Origin of the sequence: Streptomyces sp. NPDC004266 (assembly GCF_042874095.1) — a bacterium.
GTDB lineage: Bacteria > Actinomycetota > Actinomycetes > Streptomycetales > Streptomycetaceae > Streptomyces.
This window is the reverse complement of the sequence record NZ_JBIAMM010000002.1, coordinates 564,065-578,799: the sequence shown is the minus strand read 5'-3', so window position 1 is coordinate 578,799 and position 14,735 is coordinate 564,065. Positions and strand designations below refer to the sequence as shown.

Below are 14,735 nucleotides of genomic sequence, written 5' to 3'. Positions count from 1 at the left end.
TGCCAGTGATCACTGGCGGAAGCCGCCGGACGGAACGGCCCGCTACCGTACGGGCGTCAGCTCCGGGTCCTCGCGGAGCTTCCCGAGCGCCCGGGACACCGCGCTCTTCACCGTCCCGACCGACACCCCCAGCACCTCGGCCGTCTGGGCCTCGCTGAGGTCCTCGTAGTACCGCAGGACCACCATCTGGCGCTGCCGCTCCGGCAGCTTCAGGACCGCGCGCCACATGGCGTCGTGCAGCACCTGCCGCTCGGCCGGGTCCGGCTCCGGGAGGCCGGCCGGCTCGGGCAGCTCCTCGCAGACGAACTCGTCGACCTTGCGCTTGCGCCACTGGGACGTACGGGTGTTCAGCAGCGCGCGGCGGACGTAGCCGTCCAGGGCCCGGTGGTCCTCGATCCGCTCCCAGGCCATGAAGGTCTTGGCCAGCGCGGTCTGGAGGAGGTCCTCCGCGTCCGAGGGGTTCGCGGTGAGGGAGCGCGCGGTGCGCAGGAGCACGGGTCCACGCGCCCTTACGTACGAGGTGAAGGTCGGGAACGACGCGTACTGCGAAGCCCCGGCGCAGACGGGGCCGGAGGGTGGCGGAGTCATGCCTCCACGCTAGGAGCGGACGGGTGCCCGGCGGATCGGCCCCAGGTCCCGACCCGCCGTCCGCCTCAGGTTGTAGGGGTGGGGACGGCTCCACCTCCTCTGGGTGGAGACCCGGGTCGCCCGCGTCAGGGTCGGTGTCCGCCTCAGGGGTGCCGGGACGCCGCGAACGACAGGGGCACCGGGACGCGTGAGGTGAACCGGGCCACGGGCGCGTCCATCGCGTTGCGGTCGATCGCGAGGGTGCGCCCGCCGTACGTCTCGGTCACGTTCCCCGCGTACTGGTGGATCCGGGCGTGCGGCGTCCAGGCCTCCGGATGCAGCACCGACTCGGTGAGCAGCGCCGGCTGCCCCCGCCAGCGCGCGAACCACATCACGTCCGGCAGGTCCTTCGTCCCCGCCCTCCGCTGCGTCTCCATGTCCCGCACCCCCGTGTCGGCGCTGCTGTAGAAGCCGGGGAGGTAACCGAGGCGGCGCACCTCCTTGTTCCAGGCGCGGACGAAGGAGAGGGTGGTCGCGGCGCAGGCCGTGTCGCCCCGCCGGTAGGCCTCGATGTCGAGGTAGAGCGGACTGCCCGCGCCGATCCCGAGGGCGCTCGCGGCCCGCACCGCGTCGCCCCCTTCCCTGGTGCCCTGGCCCTTGGGGTCGGCACCGATGGCGAAGCGGCGCTTGGCGAGGGAGTCCACGCACGGGGCCTGGGAGCCGACGAAGAGCGGCAGCAGCCGCCAGCCCATGGCGTGGGCGGAGGCGACCCAGGCGGGGGTGAGCTCCTTCTGGACGGGGCAGCCCCGCCCCCGCCCCCCGAAGTAGATCCCGACGGCCCCGTACGGCGACCCCCGCCAGGCCCGCATCACCGTGAGGGACGGCGCCTCACAGGTGTCGAAGGCCTTCCCGGCGAAGTGCACGGGGGCGGCGGGGGCACCGGCCGAGCCGGACGCGGCGGAGGAGCCGGCGGAGCCGGACGCGGCGGGGGAGTCGGCGGAGCCGGGCCCCGCCGTCGAGCGGGTCGCCGGGGCCGGGACGGGCTCCGTGTCCGAGGCGGCCCTGGTGGTCGCGGGCGGGCGTTCGGTCCTCGTGGTGGCCGGGGGCGGGGCGTCGAGGAGGACCGTCCCGGCCAGCGCCGCCATCACGACGGCGATGACGGCCCGCGCCCCGGGAGGCGGCGCGGAACGCGGCCGGACCGGCGCCGAGGGCGGGGCCGGGACGAGGGCGGGGGCGGGGGCGGGCGCGGCCTCGGAGGCGGCCTCCGAGGCGAAGGCGGCGGCGGAAGCGGAAGCTGAGGCGGCATCGGGAGCCGAGGTGGCTTCGGCTCCGGGCGCGGCTTCGGAGGCGGAGGCCGCTTCGGAGGCGGAGGCCGCTTCGGAGGCGGAGGCCGCTTCGGAGGCGGAGGCCGCTTCGGACGGGGGCGGCGTGCGAGTGCTCATGGCGCGAGTGAAGAACCGCCCGCCCCGCCCGGCCACCGCTCAGGCCGTCGCCTCAGCCGTCCGTGCCCAGGATCAACCCGGACGTGGGAACCCCCGTGCCCGCCGTGACCAGGGTCCGGGCCGCGCCGGGCACCTGGTTCACCGAGGTGCCGCGGATCTGCCGCACCGCCTCCGCTATGCCGTTCATGCCGTGGAGGTACGCCTCCCCGAGCTGCCCCCCGTGGGTGTTCAGCGGAAGCGCGTCCGCCGCGACGAAGTCGGCCGCCTCCCCCGGCCCGCAGAAGCCGAACTCCTCCAGCTGCATGAGCACGAACGGGGTGAAGTGGTCGTAGAGGACGCCCACGTCGATGTCGGAGGGCGCGAGCCCGGACGTCCGCCAGAGCTGCCGGGCCACCACGCCCATCTCCGGAAGCCCGGTCAGGTCGTCCCGGTAGAAGCTGGTCATGGCCTCCTGCTTGCGGCCCGCGCCCTGGGCCGCGGCCAGGATCACGGCGGGGGGGCGCGGCAGGTCGCGGGCGCGCTCGACGGAGGTGACGACGATCGCCTGGCCGCCGTCGGTCTCCTGGCAGCAGTCGAGGAGCCGGAGCGGCTCGACGATCCAGCGCGAGGCGGCGTGGTCGGCGAGGGTGATCGGCTTCCCGTGGAAGTACGCGGCGGGGTTGCGGGCCGCGTGGCGCCGGTCGGTGACGGCGACGTGGCCGAAGGCGTCCGGGGTCAGCCCGTACGTGTGCAGGTACCGCTGGGCGGCCATGGCGACCCAGGAGGCCGGGGTGAGCAGCCCGAAGGGCAGCTGCCAGCCGAGCGCGGCCCCCTCTGCGGAGGGCTCGCGCCGCTGGACGCCGGAACCGAAGCGGCGCCCCGAGCGCTCGTTGAACGCCCGGTAGCAGACGACGACCTCGGCGACCCCCGAGGCGACGGCGAGCGCGGCCTGCTGCACGGTGGCACAGGCGGCACCGCCCCCGTAGTGCACGCGGGAGAAGAACGACAGCTCGCCGATGCCGGACGCCTGGGCGACGGTGATCTCGGGGTTGGTGTCCATGGTGAAGGTGACGAGGCCGTCGACGTCGGCGGGGGCGAGCCCGGCGTCGTCGAGGGCCGCGCGCACGGCCTCGACGGCGAGGGAGAGTTCGCTGCGTCCGGAGTCCTTGGAGAACTCGGTCGCACCGATGCCCACGACGGCCGCCCGCCCGCCGAGCGTGTCCCTGCTGTGCACGCTCATCGGGTCACCTCCACGGTGACCGTCCCGGTGACGTGGTGCCCGAGCCCGTTGGCGCCGACGACCCGGACGCTCGCCGTGTCCCCGTCGACGTCGGTGACCGTCCCGGTCAGGACCATGGTGTCGCCGGGGTGGTTGGGGGCGCCGAGCCGGATGGCGACCTTGCGGAGGACGGCCCGGGGGCCGAAGTGGTCGGTGACGTACCGGCCGACGAGCCCGTTGGTCGTCAGGATGTTCATGAAGATGTCCGGTGAGCCCTTCTCCCGGGCCAGCTCGGCGTCGTGGTGCACGTCCTGGTAGTCGCGGGAGGCGACGGCCCCGGCGACGATCAGGGTGCGGGTGATCGGGATCCGCAGCGGCGGCAGCTCGTCACCGGGCTTCACGGCGGTCATGACGGGTCTCCCTTCGCGAGCCGGTCGCCGAGTTCGGCGAGGAGTTCGGTGCCGCAGCCCAGGTACGCGTCGAGCTGCCGGCCCCAGAGGAAGTGCCGGTGGACGGGGTGGTCGAGGTCCGCGCCCAGGCCGCCGTGGAGGTGCTGCCCGGCGTGCACGACCCGCTTGCCCGCCTCGGAGGCCCACCAGGCGGCGGTCAGGGCCGCCCCGGCGGCGTCGAGGCCCTCGTCGAAGCGCCAGGCGGCCTCGTAGGCCGTGACCCGGATGGCCTCGGTGTCCATGTGGGCGTCGGCGGCCCGCAGTTGCACCGCCTGGTGGGTCGAGAGCGGCCGGCCGAACTGCTCCCGTGCGGACGTGTACTCCACCGCCCTGGCGAGCGAGCCGGCGCACACCCCCGCCTGGAGCCCGGCGAAGGCGATCCGCGCGGCGGCGAGCACGTCCTCGTAGGGCTCGGCGTCCGCCGTCCCCAGCCGCTCGGCCGGCGTCCCGTCGAGGACGAGCCGGGCCGCGGCCCAGGGCGCGGTGAGCTCCACGGCCTCGACGGCGGCCGCGTCCTCGGCGCGGACCAGCCAGAGGGCGCGGTCCTCGTCCGGCACGAGCACGTGGGTGGCGTCCCTGAGCCACGGCACCCAGCCCACGGCGCCGTCGAGTCCTTCCGGACCGGCGGTGACCGTGCCCGGCGCCGGGAGCGCGCCCGTCACCACCGTCGTGCCGTCGCGCAGGCCGGGCAGGAGCCGGGCGCGCTGCTCCTCCGTGCCGTGCCGGGCGACGGCGAGGATCCCGTACACGCAGCTCGCGGCGAACGGCACCTGGGCCGTCCTGCGTCCCTGCTCCTCCAGGAGCAGGACCAGGCCGAGCAGGCCGGTCTCCTCGACGGAGCCGGGCAGCCCGGCCGCGCAGAGCGCCTTCCAGAGCTCGGCGTCCGTGCCGGTCCCGGCGGCCCGGAGCCGCTCGTGCGTGGCGAGGTCGGCGAAGATCCGCCCGGCCAGCTCCCGGGCGGCCTCCTGCTCCTCGGTGGGGGTGAAGTCCATGTCAGTCCTCCCCTCCCGCACGGAAGACGGGGAGCTCCAGGTCCTCGTCGACCCGCAGGAACTCAAGGCGTACGGGCATCCCGATCCGCACCTTGTCGTACGGCACCCCCACCACGTTGCTGATCGTCCGCACGCCCTCGGCGAGTTCGATCAGGCCGACCGCGTACGGAGGGTCGAAGGCCGGGAAGGGGGGGTGGTGCATCACCACGTACGAGAAGACCGTCCCGGCGCCGCTCGCCTCGACCGTGTCCCACTCCCGCGAGCCGCAGTCGGCGCACCCCGGCAGCCAGGGGAGGCGGAGGGCGGCGCAGTCGCCGCAGCGCTGGATCAGCAGCCGGTGCCCGGCCACGCCCTCCCAGAAGCCGGCGTTGTCCCTGTTGATCACGGGCCGGGGCCGACGGGCCGGGGGTTTCCGGGGCGGCCGGGCGGCGGGCGCGTACTTGAGGATGCGGAAGCGGTGCGTGCCCGCGAGTTCGCCGCCCGCCCGGACGTCCGTCCGCGTCGTCACGAAGTACCCGGTGCCGAGCTTGGTGGTCTTGCGCTCCGACACGGACTCGATGACGGTGTCGAAGCCGATCTCGTCGCCCGGGCGGAGCGGCCGCGGGTACTCCTGCTCGCAGTCGGTCGCGACGACCGAGGTGTATCCGGCGCCGTCGAGGAGGGCGAAGAGCTCCTCGTACGCCGAGGACCGGTCCGTGTGCCCGGAGAGGCCGCCCATCGTCCAGGCCTGGAGCATGGTGGGGGGCGCGACGGCGTCCGGTCCCCGGTAGGCGGGGTGGGCGTCCCCCATCGCCTCGCACCAGTGCCTGATCATGGGCAGGTTGACCGGGTCCTTGCCGGTGCCGGCGGTGGCGGCGGCCAGGCCCTGGAAGGCCACGAGCCGCTCGTACAGGGCGTCCGGCGCGTCCGGCGCCTCCGTACGGCTCCCCGCGGGGACCTCCGTGGCGCTCGCCCCGGCCCGCTCCGTGGCGCTCGCCCCGGCCCGCTCCGTACCGCTCATCGCCGCCCCCTCCCCTTCATGCCGAGCCGCATCCTCGCGACGATCTCGCGCTGCACCTCGCTCACCCCGCCCCCGAAGGTGTTGATCTGCGCGGCCCGGTTCATGCGCTCCAGCTCGCCGCCGTCGAGCTCCCCCGGCGACCCCGCCCGCACCGTCCCCGGCGGCCCCGCGATCTCCTGGCAGACGCGATACACCTCCACCGCCGACTCGGTGCCCGCGAACTTCACTCCGCTCGCGTCCCCCGGGGCCAGTCGGCCGGCCCCCACGTCGCCCACCAGACGCCAGTTCAACAGCCGGGTCGCGGCCAGCCGGGCATGCGCCTCGGCGGCCCGGATCCGGACCCACGGCTCGTCGATGCGACGCCGGCCCGTCACCGGATCGGGGGTGCGGGCCCGGTCGAGGACGGCCGCGAAGAAGTCCTCCGCCTGCATGCCGATCGCCGCCAGCGCGACCCGCTCGTGGTTGAGCTGGCTGGTGATGAGGCCCCAGCCGCCGTGCTCGGGCCCGACGAGGTTGCCCGCGGGGACCCGTATCCCCTCGTAGTACGTGGCGGTCGTCGTCAGTCCGCCCACCGTCTCGATCGGGGTCCAGGAGAAACCGGGGGAGTCGGTGGGGACGAGGACGATGGAGATCCCGCGGTGCGGCGGCGCGTCGGGGTCGGTGCGGCAGGCGAGCCAGATCCAGTCGGCGTTCTGGGCGTTGGAGGTGAAGACCTTCTGGCCGTCGACGCGCCAGGAGTCCCCGTCCCGTACCGCCCGGGTGCGCAGGGAGGCGAGGTCCGTGCCGGCCTCGGGCTCGCTGTAGCCGATGGCGAAGACGGTCTCGCCGCGCAGGATCCGGGGCAGGAAGAAGGCCTTCTGCTCCTCCGTCCCGTAGGCCATGAGCGTGGGGCCGACGGTGTTGAGGGTGACCATCGAGACGGGTGCGCCCGCGCGGTACGCCTCGTCGAAGAAGACGAACTGCTCGTCGGGCCCGCGGCCCCGCCCCCCGTACTCCTCGGGCCAGCCGAGACCGAGCAGGCCGTCGGCGCCGATCCGGCGGAGCAGCCGCCGCTGGGCTTCGGCGTCGCCGGCGGGCGGCGGCCCGTCGGGCATCACGTCCCGGAAGTACGCGCGGAGTTCGGCGCGCAGCCGCAGCTGCCGCTCGGTCGGGGCGAGGTGCACGGCGACGGCCTCCCGTGGGACGACTGAGGTTTCTGACTGTCCGTCAGATTCCGTGCGCCTGTCAAGGTCGGCGACGCCCGCACCGCTCCGGGAACCGCGCGCGGAAGCGCGTCGGCCCGCGCATCCGTACCGAAGTACGGATGCGCGGGCCGACGTTCACACCGCGGTCACGCCCCCCGTCGAACCGGCTCAGACGCCGCCGGTCACCACCAGGGGTGGAAGTCGACCACGTTGTTGCTCTGGTCGATGTGGGTGAGGGCGGAGCCGTTCACGCTCGCGGTGTTGTTCTGGTTGGAGGCACCGGAACCGGTCGCCACCTGCTGCGTCGTGGTCGAGTTGCCGAGGTTGTGCCCGCCGACTCCGCTGCCGATGATCGTGGCGACGCTCGCGTTCGATCCGTCGTCCGCGAAACCGCCGTTGTCGGCCTGGGCCACCCCGGTGAAGAGCGCGGCGGCGAGGGGGAGGGCGGCGGCAGCGGCGAGGATGCGGGCGGTACGGATGCTTGCCATGTCTGTTCCTCCGGGAACTGAAAGCTGATGCTGTTGCACGGAACTGCTCTACGGAACTTCTCTGCGGAACTTCTCTGCTGCATTGCTCTGAAGTACGGCCATTCCCAAGGCAGTTGGCCGACCGCCCCGGTCTTCGTGCTCGACGTCGCGAATCCAGAGTTGCCCACCGAATCCCCGGCGAACCACCCCGGAGCGGCCGATTCCCCCGCAAGCGTGAGGACAAGCCGATAAACCCGCCCACAGCGAGAAAGGCGCAGCTCAGCGGGGATCGTGAACCCCGGGCGCGGCGTGTCGGCCGACAGCGTCGTTGCGCCCCAAGGGGCGAAGCGTTCCGGCAGCTTTTCAGTCAATCCGTCGTACGGAACGCCGACGCCGGGAAAATCCACGAAGGAACGGGAAGAGAAAAGCCGAACGCATTCACCGAACAAGCGAATGGGTTCGACCGAACCCCCGAGAGCAAGACCGGCGTCGTCCCCCTCCCCTCCCGCTACTGAACTTGAACTCGTGATGTCGGTCGACTCGTGGTGGCGGCGTCAGGGTCCGAGACGTCGGCTGTTACCGGCTCGGGTTCGGGACGACGGCTGTAGCCGGCGCCGCGCCGCGGAGAGGTTCACCTCCACGTCATCGCTCCAGGAACAGACCTCCAGCCGTCTTCGACCGATTTCGGGTCCGTCGACCCGACGCTCACAGGGCCAGGTCGGTGCCGCCGGCCAGCTGTCAGGCGAACGGCACCGACCTCACTCGATCGAGTTCAGTGGCGGGCGAGGGTCCAGTTCGTGAGGCGGTCCACGATGTCGAGAACCGACCTGCGTGCCCCGGCGGAGATGAACGCGAAGACGACGAACGAGGGGATGAGCGCCACGATCACGACCAACGCGGGCAGCAGACGGACCACGATGGTGCAGAAGTCCAGCAGGGCGCGGAGGGTCCGGGTCGGAGACAGGAGGTCGATCAAACGGTCCAGCAAGGTGCACTCCTCGGATACGCGAGCGGGGTCACCTGGTGTCCGACTGAGGGCATACGTCTCCCTCGGACGGTGCCCTGTCAGGGCAACCAAGCTAATGAAGAACCCCGCTGGCCCGCGTTTCACGAGTCAGCGGCAGGTTCGAAACCTGCTGCGCATCCCTGTCTCCCTGCATATCGACCTACGGCGCCGGACAACAGTCCGGCGGTCAGCTGAATTTACTGACCGCCATACTGTCATTCAAGGGCGAATTTTAGTCACTGTCTAGAAACGCTCGAAGCTACTGCCTGAGCTTGAATGCGTGATGCCGGCCAGTCGTCCGTGATCAGGCCGGTGCTGGTCAGGCAGCCGTCGACCAGGTGCATGCGCAGGTTGTCCCAGACCAGCACGATCGGGCCGCCGGGCTGGATGTGCGCTCTGACCAGCAGGTCGCACAGGTCGCGCCGGCCGATGCCCTTCGGCTCGCCCTCGCGGCCCCGGTACTCGCGGACCGAGTAGAGCGTCCGGGACCGCTTCCCCGGCTTGTGGCAGGTCAGCCCGGCCATGGACACCCGGCCCGAGCCCCGGCCACGGACCCGGACCACTGGCGTTGAGCCCTTGCGTCCCCAGCTTCTCGCTCGCGGCGGCGTCATCGACTGCCCGGCTTCGTCCTCGAAGACGATCCAGCCGTCACATGCCGCCGCGGTGCTCTTGCCCGCGGCCAGATCTCCTTACCCGCTCCCTCGCGGCCCTTCCGATGTCGGTCAACCCGCCGTCCTGCGCGTATCTCACAGTTCAGGGCTACCGGAACGGACCGACCACCATCAGGCGAACGGTCCGACATCGCCCCATCAAGTTCAGTAGCGCGCGAGGGCGGCCTCGAAGGCGGCGTACGCGGTCGCGTCGAAGAGCACGAAGCGGACCTCCTCCACCTCGGTCGCGGCGGCCCGGACGGTCTCCACGGCGATCCGGGCGCCGTCGTCCATCGGCCAGCCGTAGACGCCGGTGGAGACGGCCGGGAACGCGACCGTACGGTCGCCCAACTCGTCGGCCACCCGCAGCGCTTCGCGGTAGCAGGAGGCGAGCAGCTCCGAGCGGTCCTCGTCGCGCGACCACACCGGCCCCACCGTGTGGATCACGTGCCGGGCCGGCAGCCGTCCGGCCGTGGTCGCGACGGCCCGCCCGGTCGGCAGCCCCTTGCCGTAGTGCGAGTTCCGCAGGTCCCGGCAGGCGGCGAGGATCTCCGGGCCGCCCTTCCGGTGGATGGCGCCGTCGACCCCGCCCCCGCCGAGCAGCGAGGAGTTCGCGGCGTTGACCACCGCGTCGACCTCCTCGGCGGTGATGTCCCCCTGGACGAGCACGATCCGCATCCCTGCCCCTGTCTCCGTGGATCCCCGGACCCTATGTCCTCCTCCGTCGGGCGGCACCGCTTTTACCACCTCGCCGGGCCGGGGAGCCCCGTCCGGAGCCACGGGCGGCCGGGACGCGGAGCGATGCATACGTACGGGAAGACCCGGTGGAAGCGGCGTCACACGTACGGGTGGGTGTGAGGGCCGGGCAGTCGGGTACGGGACCGCCGCTCCGGAGGGGAGGGCGCCCACGGGCGCCCGTCGGACGGGGGAAGCGAAATACCCGGCACAGAAGGCGTTTCCGGCCTTCAATCGCTCAGGGCTGTGCGCGTGTCTAACCCCAACCCGACGCCTAAATTGTTCAGAATGTCACCTACTGCCCCACTTGAAACTACGAAGTTTCGTTGCCGAGGAGCGTGTCATGCAGATTCGCAGGTGGCTCCCAGACCAGCCCACCCGCATCGGCCGCCATGACTGGCCGGACGAGGGCGTCAAGGGAACACATCTGCGGCTGCAGGCCGGATCCATCGTCGTGCTCGACCGGCAGGCGTGGCGCGTCCTGGACATCACCGGCTATCCGGGCAACCACTGGCCGGAATCCTACGAGAAGGCATGGCGCGACCACGTCGAACTGTGGTGGCACGCCAACGAACTGCGACGGGCCGAGAACCAGGCGGTCAAACCGGCCCCGGAGCGCGCCGAGTTCTACAGGCGTCCGGTGGTCCTCGTCCTGCGCGACGAGAACCTCCCCCGGGCCGCGGCGAAGCACTGGTGCGCCCCCGCCAGCCAGGACTGGCAGGTCCTTCCCGAGCACTACGCCGTCTGCCGGGCCTGCGGCGAACTCCCGCCCTGCCACCACGGGGAGTACCGCCCGGAAGGCGGCCCCCGCCGCCCCGAGCAGAGCGGCGGCATCCCGCTCCTCGTGCCGGAGGGCTGCTGCATGGGGTGCGCCGAGGAGATCAAGCCGCGGATGCGGACCGTGCGCTTCCCCGGACCCAACCTCTGGTACCCGGACCTGGGCGACAACACCGCGATCTTCCACGCCCGTTCCTCCTGCGAGGACCAGGTGGAGTACTACCGCGCGCAGTGGCAGAGCGAGTACGCCCAGCCCGCCGCCCACCCGGCTCCCCCGGCGTTCCCCGGCTTCGACCACTTCGTCCTGCCCCGGGCCCGCCGGTCCCGGCCCCCGGTCCTGGGACCGGTCCCGCAGCACGGGCAGGATTCCGCCGCGGCCCCGCACCACCAGGAGGAGGCGCACACCTCGCTGGCGGTCGGCTCCGGCACCTTCTCGCCGTCCTTCGAGGACTACCGGGCGGAGCCCGAGCCGTACCCCTCGGCTCCACAGCCGTCGCCCCAGCCCGCACCCGCACCCGCCCCGGCCCCTGCACCGGCGCCCGCGCCCACGCCCGCGCCCGCGCAGAGCGCGCCCCCCGCTCCCGCCGGCGACGGCGGCCTCGCCGGCCCCGCCGTCCGGGCGGCGGAGGAACTGAGCCGCACCCTCACGGACCGCCCGGCCTTCCACAACGCGGAACAGGCGGCCCGGGTGATCGAGGAACTCACGGCGGCCGTCCGCAACATCGCCCTCTGCCTGAACAACCCCCAGACCCGCGCCCACCCCTGAACCGGCGCGGGTGAACGCGGAGGGCGGGCCCCGGGATCCGGGGCCCGCCCTCTGGCGTGCCGCTTCTCTGACCTGCTGCGGTGGGTGTGGGATTTGAACCCACGGTGACTCGCGCCACGACGGTTTTCAAGACCGTTCCCTTAGGCCGCTCGGGCAACCCACCCACGCCCCGGCCCACCTGGGGCGGAGCAGATCACAGCCTACCGGTTGGGCGCCCCGGGGAGGGAAGTCCGGGCAGAGGACGCAGGAGGGGAGCGCCGGGTGTCCGGTGCTCCCCTCCTGTCGTTCGGCCGTGGCCGTCAGCTGTCGCCGGTGCGCTCGCCGAGGACGACGGTGGCCGTGGCGGTCCTGCCGTCGCGCTCGTAGGTGATCTTCACCGAGTCGCCCGGCTTGTGGGTCCAGATCTCGCTGATCAGCGTCGGGCCGCTGTCGATCGGGTGGTCGCCGAAGGCCGTGATCACGTCGCCGGCCTTCAGGCCCGCCTTCGCCGCCGGGCCGCCGGGCGTGACCGAGGGCGTGCCGCCGGAGCCCTGGCCGGCGATCTTCGCGCCCTGGCCCTTGTCGTTCATGTTCACGGTGGCGCCGATCACCGGGTACACCGGCTTGCCCGTCTTGATCAGCTGCTGCGCCACGTTCTTCGCCTGGTTGACCGGGATCGCGAAGCCGAGGCCGATCGAGCCCGCCTGGGACTGGCCGAAGCCGCCGCTGGTCGACTGGATGGCCGAGTTGATGCCGATCACCGCGCCGCTCGCGTCGAGCAGCGGGCCGCCGGAGTTGCCCGGGTTGATCGAGGCGTCCGTCTGCAGCGCGCTCATGTACGAGTTGCCGCCGCCGGAGCCGTCGCCCGAGGCGACCGGGCGGTTCTTGGCGCTGACGATGCCCGTCGTCACCGTGTTCGACAGGCCGAAGGGGGCGCCGATCGCGATCGTCGAGTCGCCGACCGCCACCTTGTCGGAGTCCCCGAGCGGCAGCGGCGTCAGCCCCTTCGGGGCGTCCTTCAGCTTGATGACCGCCACGTCGTAGCCCTCGGCCCGTCCGACGACCTCCGCGTCGTACGTCTTGCCGTCCGAGAACGTCACGGACAGCGTGCCGCCGTCCGCCGCCGACGCCACCACGTGGTTGTTGGTGACGATGTGGCCTTCCTGGTCGTAGACGAAGCCCGTGCCCGTACCGCCCTCGCCCTCCTGGCCGCCGGACTTCGCCTGGATGGTGACCACGCTCGGCAGGGCCTTCGCGGCGACCGCCGCGACCGTCCCCGGGTCGCGCTTGAAGGAGGCCGGGGCCTGGCCGGAGGAGACCGTGGTCGAGCTGAAGCCGTTGTCGCCGCGCTCGGCCGCCCAGTAGCCGATGCCGCCGCCGATGCCGCCCGCGACGAGCGACGCGACGAGCACGGCCGCCACGAGGCCGCCGGTCCGCCGGCGCGGGGCCTGGGGGGCGGGGGGTACGGGCGGGTGCTGCGGGGCGCCCCAGGCCGGGACGGCCGGCGGGGGCGGCGGCCATCCGCCGGCGGGCGCGGCGGCGGGCGCGGGGGGCTGGTGCGGAGCCGCCGGGGCCGGGGCCTCGGCCGGAACCGGGGCCTGGACCGCCGTCGGCTCGTCCCCCTGCGGAGAGGTCTGCGGGGGCGCCTGCGGGGAGGTCTCCGGGGGCGTCCGCGGGGGCGTCTCGCCCGCCGGCTTGTCCAGCGACGTCGGAGGTACGGGAGGCGTCGGAGGGGCGGAGGGGGCAGCCGGGTCCGCCGGAACCGGCGTGCCCTCGTTCTCGGTGCTCACAGCTCGCTCTCCTCGTTGACTGCGCGGATGGGGTACGGAAGTGGCTCCAGGGTGCTGCACCAGCTTTTCCCACAGGACGTCAGGCCTCTGTAAGGCGGAGCTGTGCGTTCGCACCCCTTCCTTTATATACGGACAGAACGGACACTCTCCGAGGTGCCCGCACCACCCCGCCAATGGCACCATGACGCGGTGACTCACGCACGGCAGCACCCGAACCGCGTCCCCCTCCAGGTCGTCGCCCACCGCGGGGCGTCCGAGGACGCACCGGAACACACCCTCGCCGCCTATGTGAAGGCCATCGAGGACGGCGCGGACGCCCTGGAGTGCGACGTCCGGCTCACCGCCGACGGCCACCTCGTCTGCGTCCACGACCGACGCGTCGACCGCACCTCGAACGGCCGCGGCGCCGTCTCCGCGCTCGAACTCGCCGATCTCACCGCCCTCGACTTCGGCACCTGGAAGGGCCGGGACGAATCCGGCGAGATCCCCGACTGGCGGGACCCCGGATACACCTCCGTCCTCACCCTGGAGCGGCTCCTGGAGCTGGTCTCCGACGCCGGGCGCCGGGTCGAGCTGGCCATCGAGACCAAGCACCCCACCCGCTGGCGCGGCCAGGTCGAGGAGAAGCTGCTCCAGCTCCTCAAGCGCTTCGGCCTGGACGCGCCCGCGTCCCCCGCCGAATCCCCCGTACGCGTCATGAGCTTCTCGGCCCGTTCCCTGTACCGGATCGCCGCCGCAGCACCGACGCTGCCCACCGTCTCGCTCGCCCAGTTCGTCTCGCCCCGGCTGCGCGACGGACGGCTGCCCGCGGGCGCGCGCATCGCGGGTCCGTCGATCCGGATCGTCCGGCACCATCCCGCCGTGATCCTGCGGCTCCAGAAGGCCGGGCACCAGGTCCACGTCTGGACGGTGGACGAGGCGGAGGACGTCGAGCTCTGCGAGCGCCTGGGCGTGGACGCGATCATCACCAACCGCCCGAAGCAGGTGATCGCCCAGCTGGGGCGTGACTGAGCGCCGTTGGGGCGCCTCTCCCGTCACTCGTTCCCCCTCCGCCACAGGGGGCCACACCCCTTACGGGGCGTGCCCCGGCGCGTTCCACGCGTACGCGATCGTCACGAGTGCCTCATCCCACACGGATTGGCCGGTTTCCGGTCCAGGCCATTGGGGCATCCACACGGTGGCGTGGGGCAAAGGAGGTCTCGGGGGTGGCGTTGGTGGTGGCACAGGAGGTGCCCACGTCGTCGAGCATGGCCGTACCCCATGGCCCTGCGGGCGTGGGTGAGGCGCGACACCGGATGCGGGACGAGCTGTACCGCAGCGGGGTGTCCGAATCGGTCGTCGACGACGCGGTGCTGATCCTCTCCGAACTGCTCAGCAATGCCTGTCGGTACGGCAGGCCGCTGAACCACGCGGAGCGGGGCGAAGGCGATGTACGGGCGGCCTGGCGGGTCGACCCGGGAGGCGGCCTGCGGGTCGAGGTGACCGACGGGGGTGGTCCGACACGGCCCGTTCCATCGACGCCCTCGGTCACCGCACGGGGCGGCCGCGGGCTGAACATCATCGGGGCGCTGGCCCAGGACTGGGGCGTACGGGACAGTGCGACCGGTGAGGTCACCGTCTGGGTGGTCGTCACCGAGGGGCACCGCCGCGAGGACTTCGCCGCGCGCGTCGGCGGCGGCTCGGGCTTCGACTTCCTCGACGCGTACGACGACCTGGACTGAGAGGCGTACGAC

15 protein-coding genes and 1 tRNA gene are annotated in these 14,735 nt (G+C 72.8%); 3 read left to right on the top strand and 13 right to left on the bottom strand.

The genetic code is table 11. The features are described 5' to 3' along the window. Nucleotides 1–42: 42 nt before the first annotated feature. The 11 genes from ACFYUZ_RS07355 to ACFYUZ_RS07305 form a co-directional block, all read right to left on the bottom strand. A complete protein-coding gene (locus ACFYUZ_RS07355; protein WP_190155334.1) occupies nt 43–588 on the bottom strand; it encodes a SigE family RNA polymerase sigma factor in 546 nt (181 codons plus the stop codon). A 143-nt stretch (nt 589–731) separates the two neighbouring features. Next, nucleotides 732–2,009: a DUF1906 domain-containing protein gene (locus ACFYUZ_RS07350; RefSeq protein ID WP_389306910.1), complete on the bottom strand. Its 1,278-nt coding sequence runs from the start codon at nt 2,007–2,009 to the stop codon at nt 732–734. Nucleotides 2,010–2,061: 52 nt separating this feature from the next. After that, nucleotides 2,062–3,228, bottom strand: a complete 1,167-nt coding sequence (locus ACFYUZ_RS07345) for a lipid-transfer protein (RefSeq protein ID WP_389306909.1) — start codon at nt 3,226–3,228, stop codon at nt 2,062–2,064. After that, the gene (locus ACFYUZ_RS07340; RefSeq protein ID WP_389307031.1) at nt 3,225–3,608 is read right to left on the bottom strand and encodes a MaoC/PaaZ C-terminal domain-containing protein; all 384 of its coding nucleotides are present in this window, start codon (nt 3,606–3,608) and stop codon (nt 3,225–3,227) included. Before ACFYUZ_RS07340 ends, ACFYUZ_RS07345 begins: the two co-directional genes overlap by 4 nt. Nucleotides 3,609–3,613: 5 nt before the next feature. After that, the gene (locus tag ACFYUZ_RS07335; RefSeq protein WP_389306908.1) at nt 3,614–4,648 is read right to left on the bottom strand and encodes an acyl-CoA dehydrogenase family protein; all 1,035 of its coding nucleotides are present in this window, start codon (nt 4,646–4,648) and stop codon (nt 3,614–3,616) included. Between the two features lies 1 nt (nt 4,649). Beyond that, nucleotides 4,650–5,648: a bifunctional MaoC family dehydratase N-terminal/OB-fold nucleic acid binding domain-containing protein gene (locus ACFYUZ_RS07330; RefSeq protein ID WP_389306907.1), complete on the bottom strand. Its 999-nt coding sequence runs from the start codon at nt 5,646–5,648 to the stop codon at nt 4,650–4,652. Continuing rightward, the gene (locus tag ACFYUZ_RS07325) at nt 5,645–6,811 is read right to left on the bottom strand and encodes an acyl-CoA dehydrogenase family protein (RefSeq protein WP_389306906.1); all 1,167 of its coding nucleotides are present in this window, start codon (nt 6,809–6,811) and stop codon (nt 5,645–5,647) included. The genes ACFYUZ_RS07330 and ACFYUZ_RS07325 overlap by 4 nt, the downstream gene beginning before the upstream one ends. Before the next feature lie 203 nt (nt 6,812–7,014). After that, on the bottom strand, nt 7,015–7,320 hold the full coding sequence (locus ACFYUZ_RS07320; RefSeq protein WP_389306905.1) for a hypothetical protein: 306 nt from the start codon (nt 7,318–7,320) through the stop codon (nt 7,015–7,017). Nucleotides 7,321–8,071: 751 nt separating this feature from the next. Continuing rightward, on the bottom strand, nt 8,072–8,287 hold the full coding sequence (locus tag ACFYUZ_RS07315) for a hypothetical protein (RefSeq protein WP_389306904.1): 216 nt from the start codon (nt 8,285–8,287) through the stop codon (nt 8,072–8,074). A 254-nt stretch (nt 8,288–8,541) separates the two neighbouring features. After that, a complete protein-coding gene (locus tag ACFYUZ_RS07310; RefSeq protein WP_389306902.1) occupies nt 8,542–8,829 on the bottom strand; it encodes a hypothetical protein in 288 nt (95 codons plus the stop codon). Between the two features lie 291 nt (nt 8,830–9,120). Further along, on the bottom strand, nt 9,121–9,633 hold the full coding sequence (locus ACFYUZ_RS07305; protein ID WP_389306901.1) for an O-acetyl-ADP-ribose deacetylase: 513 nt from the start codon (nt 9,631–9,633) through the stop codon (nt 9,121–9,123). A gap of 400 nt (nt 9,634–10,033) precedes the next feature. On the opposite strand from ACFYUZ_RS07305, the gene ACFYUZ_RS07300 reads away from it, so the two are divergent. Next, complete coding sequence (locus ACFYUZ_RS07300) at nt 10,034–11,233, top strand: hypothetical protein (RefSeq protein ID WP_389306900.1); 1,200 nt, start codon at nt 10,034–10,036, stop codon at nt 11,231–11,233. 78 nt (nt 11,234–11,311) lie between these two features. Here ACFYUZ_RS07300 and ACFYUZ_RS07295 read toward each other — a convergent pair. Both ACFYUZ_RS07295 and ACFYUZ_RS07290 read right to left on the bottom strand, forming a co-directional pair. After that, nucleotides 11,312–11,396, bottom strand: a tRNA-Ser gene (locus ACFYUZ_RS07295). 136 nt (nt 11,397–11,532) lie between these two features. After that, nucleotides 11,533–13,002: a S1C family serine protease gene (locus tag ACFYUZ_RS07290; protein ID WP_389306898.1), complete on the bottom strand. Its 1,470-nt coding sequence runs from the start codon at nt 13,000–13,002 to the stop codon at nt 11,533–11,535. 189 nt (nt 13,003–13,191) lie between these two features. Here ACFYUZ_RS07290 and ACFYUZ_RS07285 point away from each other — a divergent pair, with 189 nt between their 5' ends. Continuing rightward, on the top strand, nt 13,192–14,013 hold the full coding sequence (locus tag ACFYUZ_RS07285) for a glycerophosphodiester phosphodiesterase (protein ID WP_389306897.1): 822 nt from the start codon (nt 13,192–13,194) through the stop codon (nt 14,011–14,013). A 107-nt stretch (nt 14,014–14,120) separates the two neighbouring features. Beyond that, on the top strand, nt 14,121–14,723 hold the full coding sequence (locus ACFYUZ_RS07280) for an ATP-binding protein (RefSeq protein WP_078953706.1): 603 nt from the start codon (nt 14,121–14,123) through the stop codon (nt 14,721–14,723). The last annotated feature ends 12 nt before the right edge of the window (nt 14,724–14,735 follow it).

Bases quoted from the DNA above. Each gene is read 5' to 3' on its own strand.
- ACFYUZ_RS07355 (WP_190155334.1), bottom strand. From the start codon at position 588: ATGACTCCGCCACCCTCCGGCCCCGTCTGCGCCGGGGCTTCGCAGTAC.
- ACFYUZ_RS07350 (WP_389306910.1), bottom strand. From the start codon at position 2,009: ATGAGCACTCGCACGCCGCCCCCGTCCGAAGCGGCCTCCGCCTCCGAA.
- ACFYUZ_RS07345 (WP_389306909.1), bottom strand. From the start codon at position 3,228: ATGAGCGTGCACAGCAGGGACACGCTCGGCGGGCGGGCGGCCGTCGTG.
- ACFYUZ_RS07335 (WP_389306908.1), bottom strand. From the start codon at position 4,648: ATGGACTTCACCCCCACCGAGGAGCAGGAGGCCGCCCGGGAGCTGGCC.
- ACFYUZ_RS07330 (WP_389306907.1), bottom strand. From the start codon at position 5,648: ATGAGCGGTACGGAGCGGGCCGGGGCGAGCGCCACGGAGCGGGCCGGG.
- ACFYUZ_RS07320 (WP_389306905.1), bottom strand. From the start codon at position 7,320: ATGGCAAGCATCCGTACCGCCCGCATCCTCGCCGCTGCCGCCGCCCTC.
- ACFYUZ_RS07310 (WP_389306902.1), bottom strand. From the start codon at position 8,829: ATGGCCGGGCTGACCTGCCACAAGCCGGGGAAGCGGTCCCGGACGCTC.
- ACFYUZ_RS07305 (WP_389306901.1), bottom strand. From the start codon at position 9,633: ATGCGGATCGTGCTCGTCCAGGGGGACATCACCGCCGAGGAGGTCGAC.
- ACFYUZ_RS07300 (WP_389306900.1), top strand. From the start codon at position 10,034: ATGCAGATTCGCAGGTGGCTCCCAGACCAGCCCACCCGCATCGGCCGC.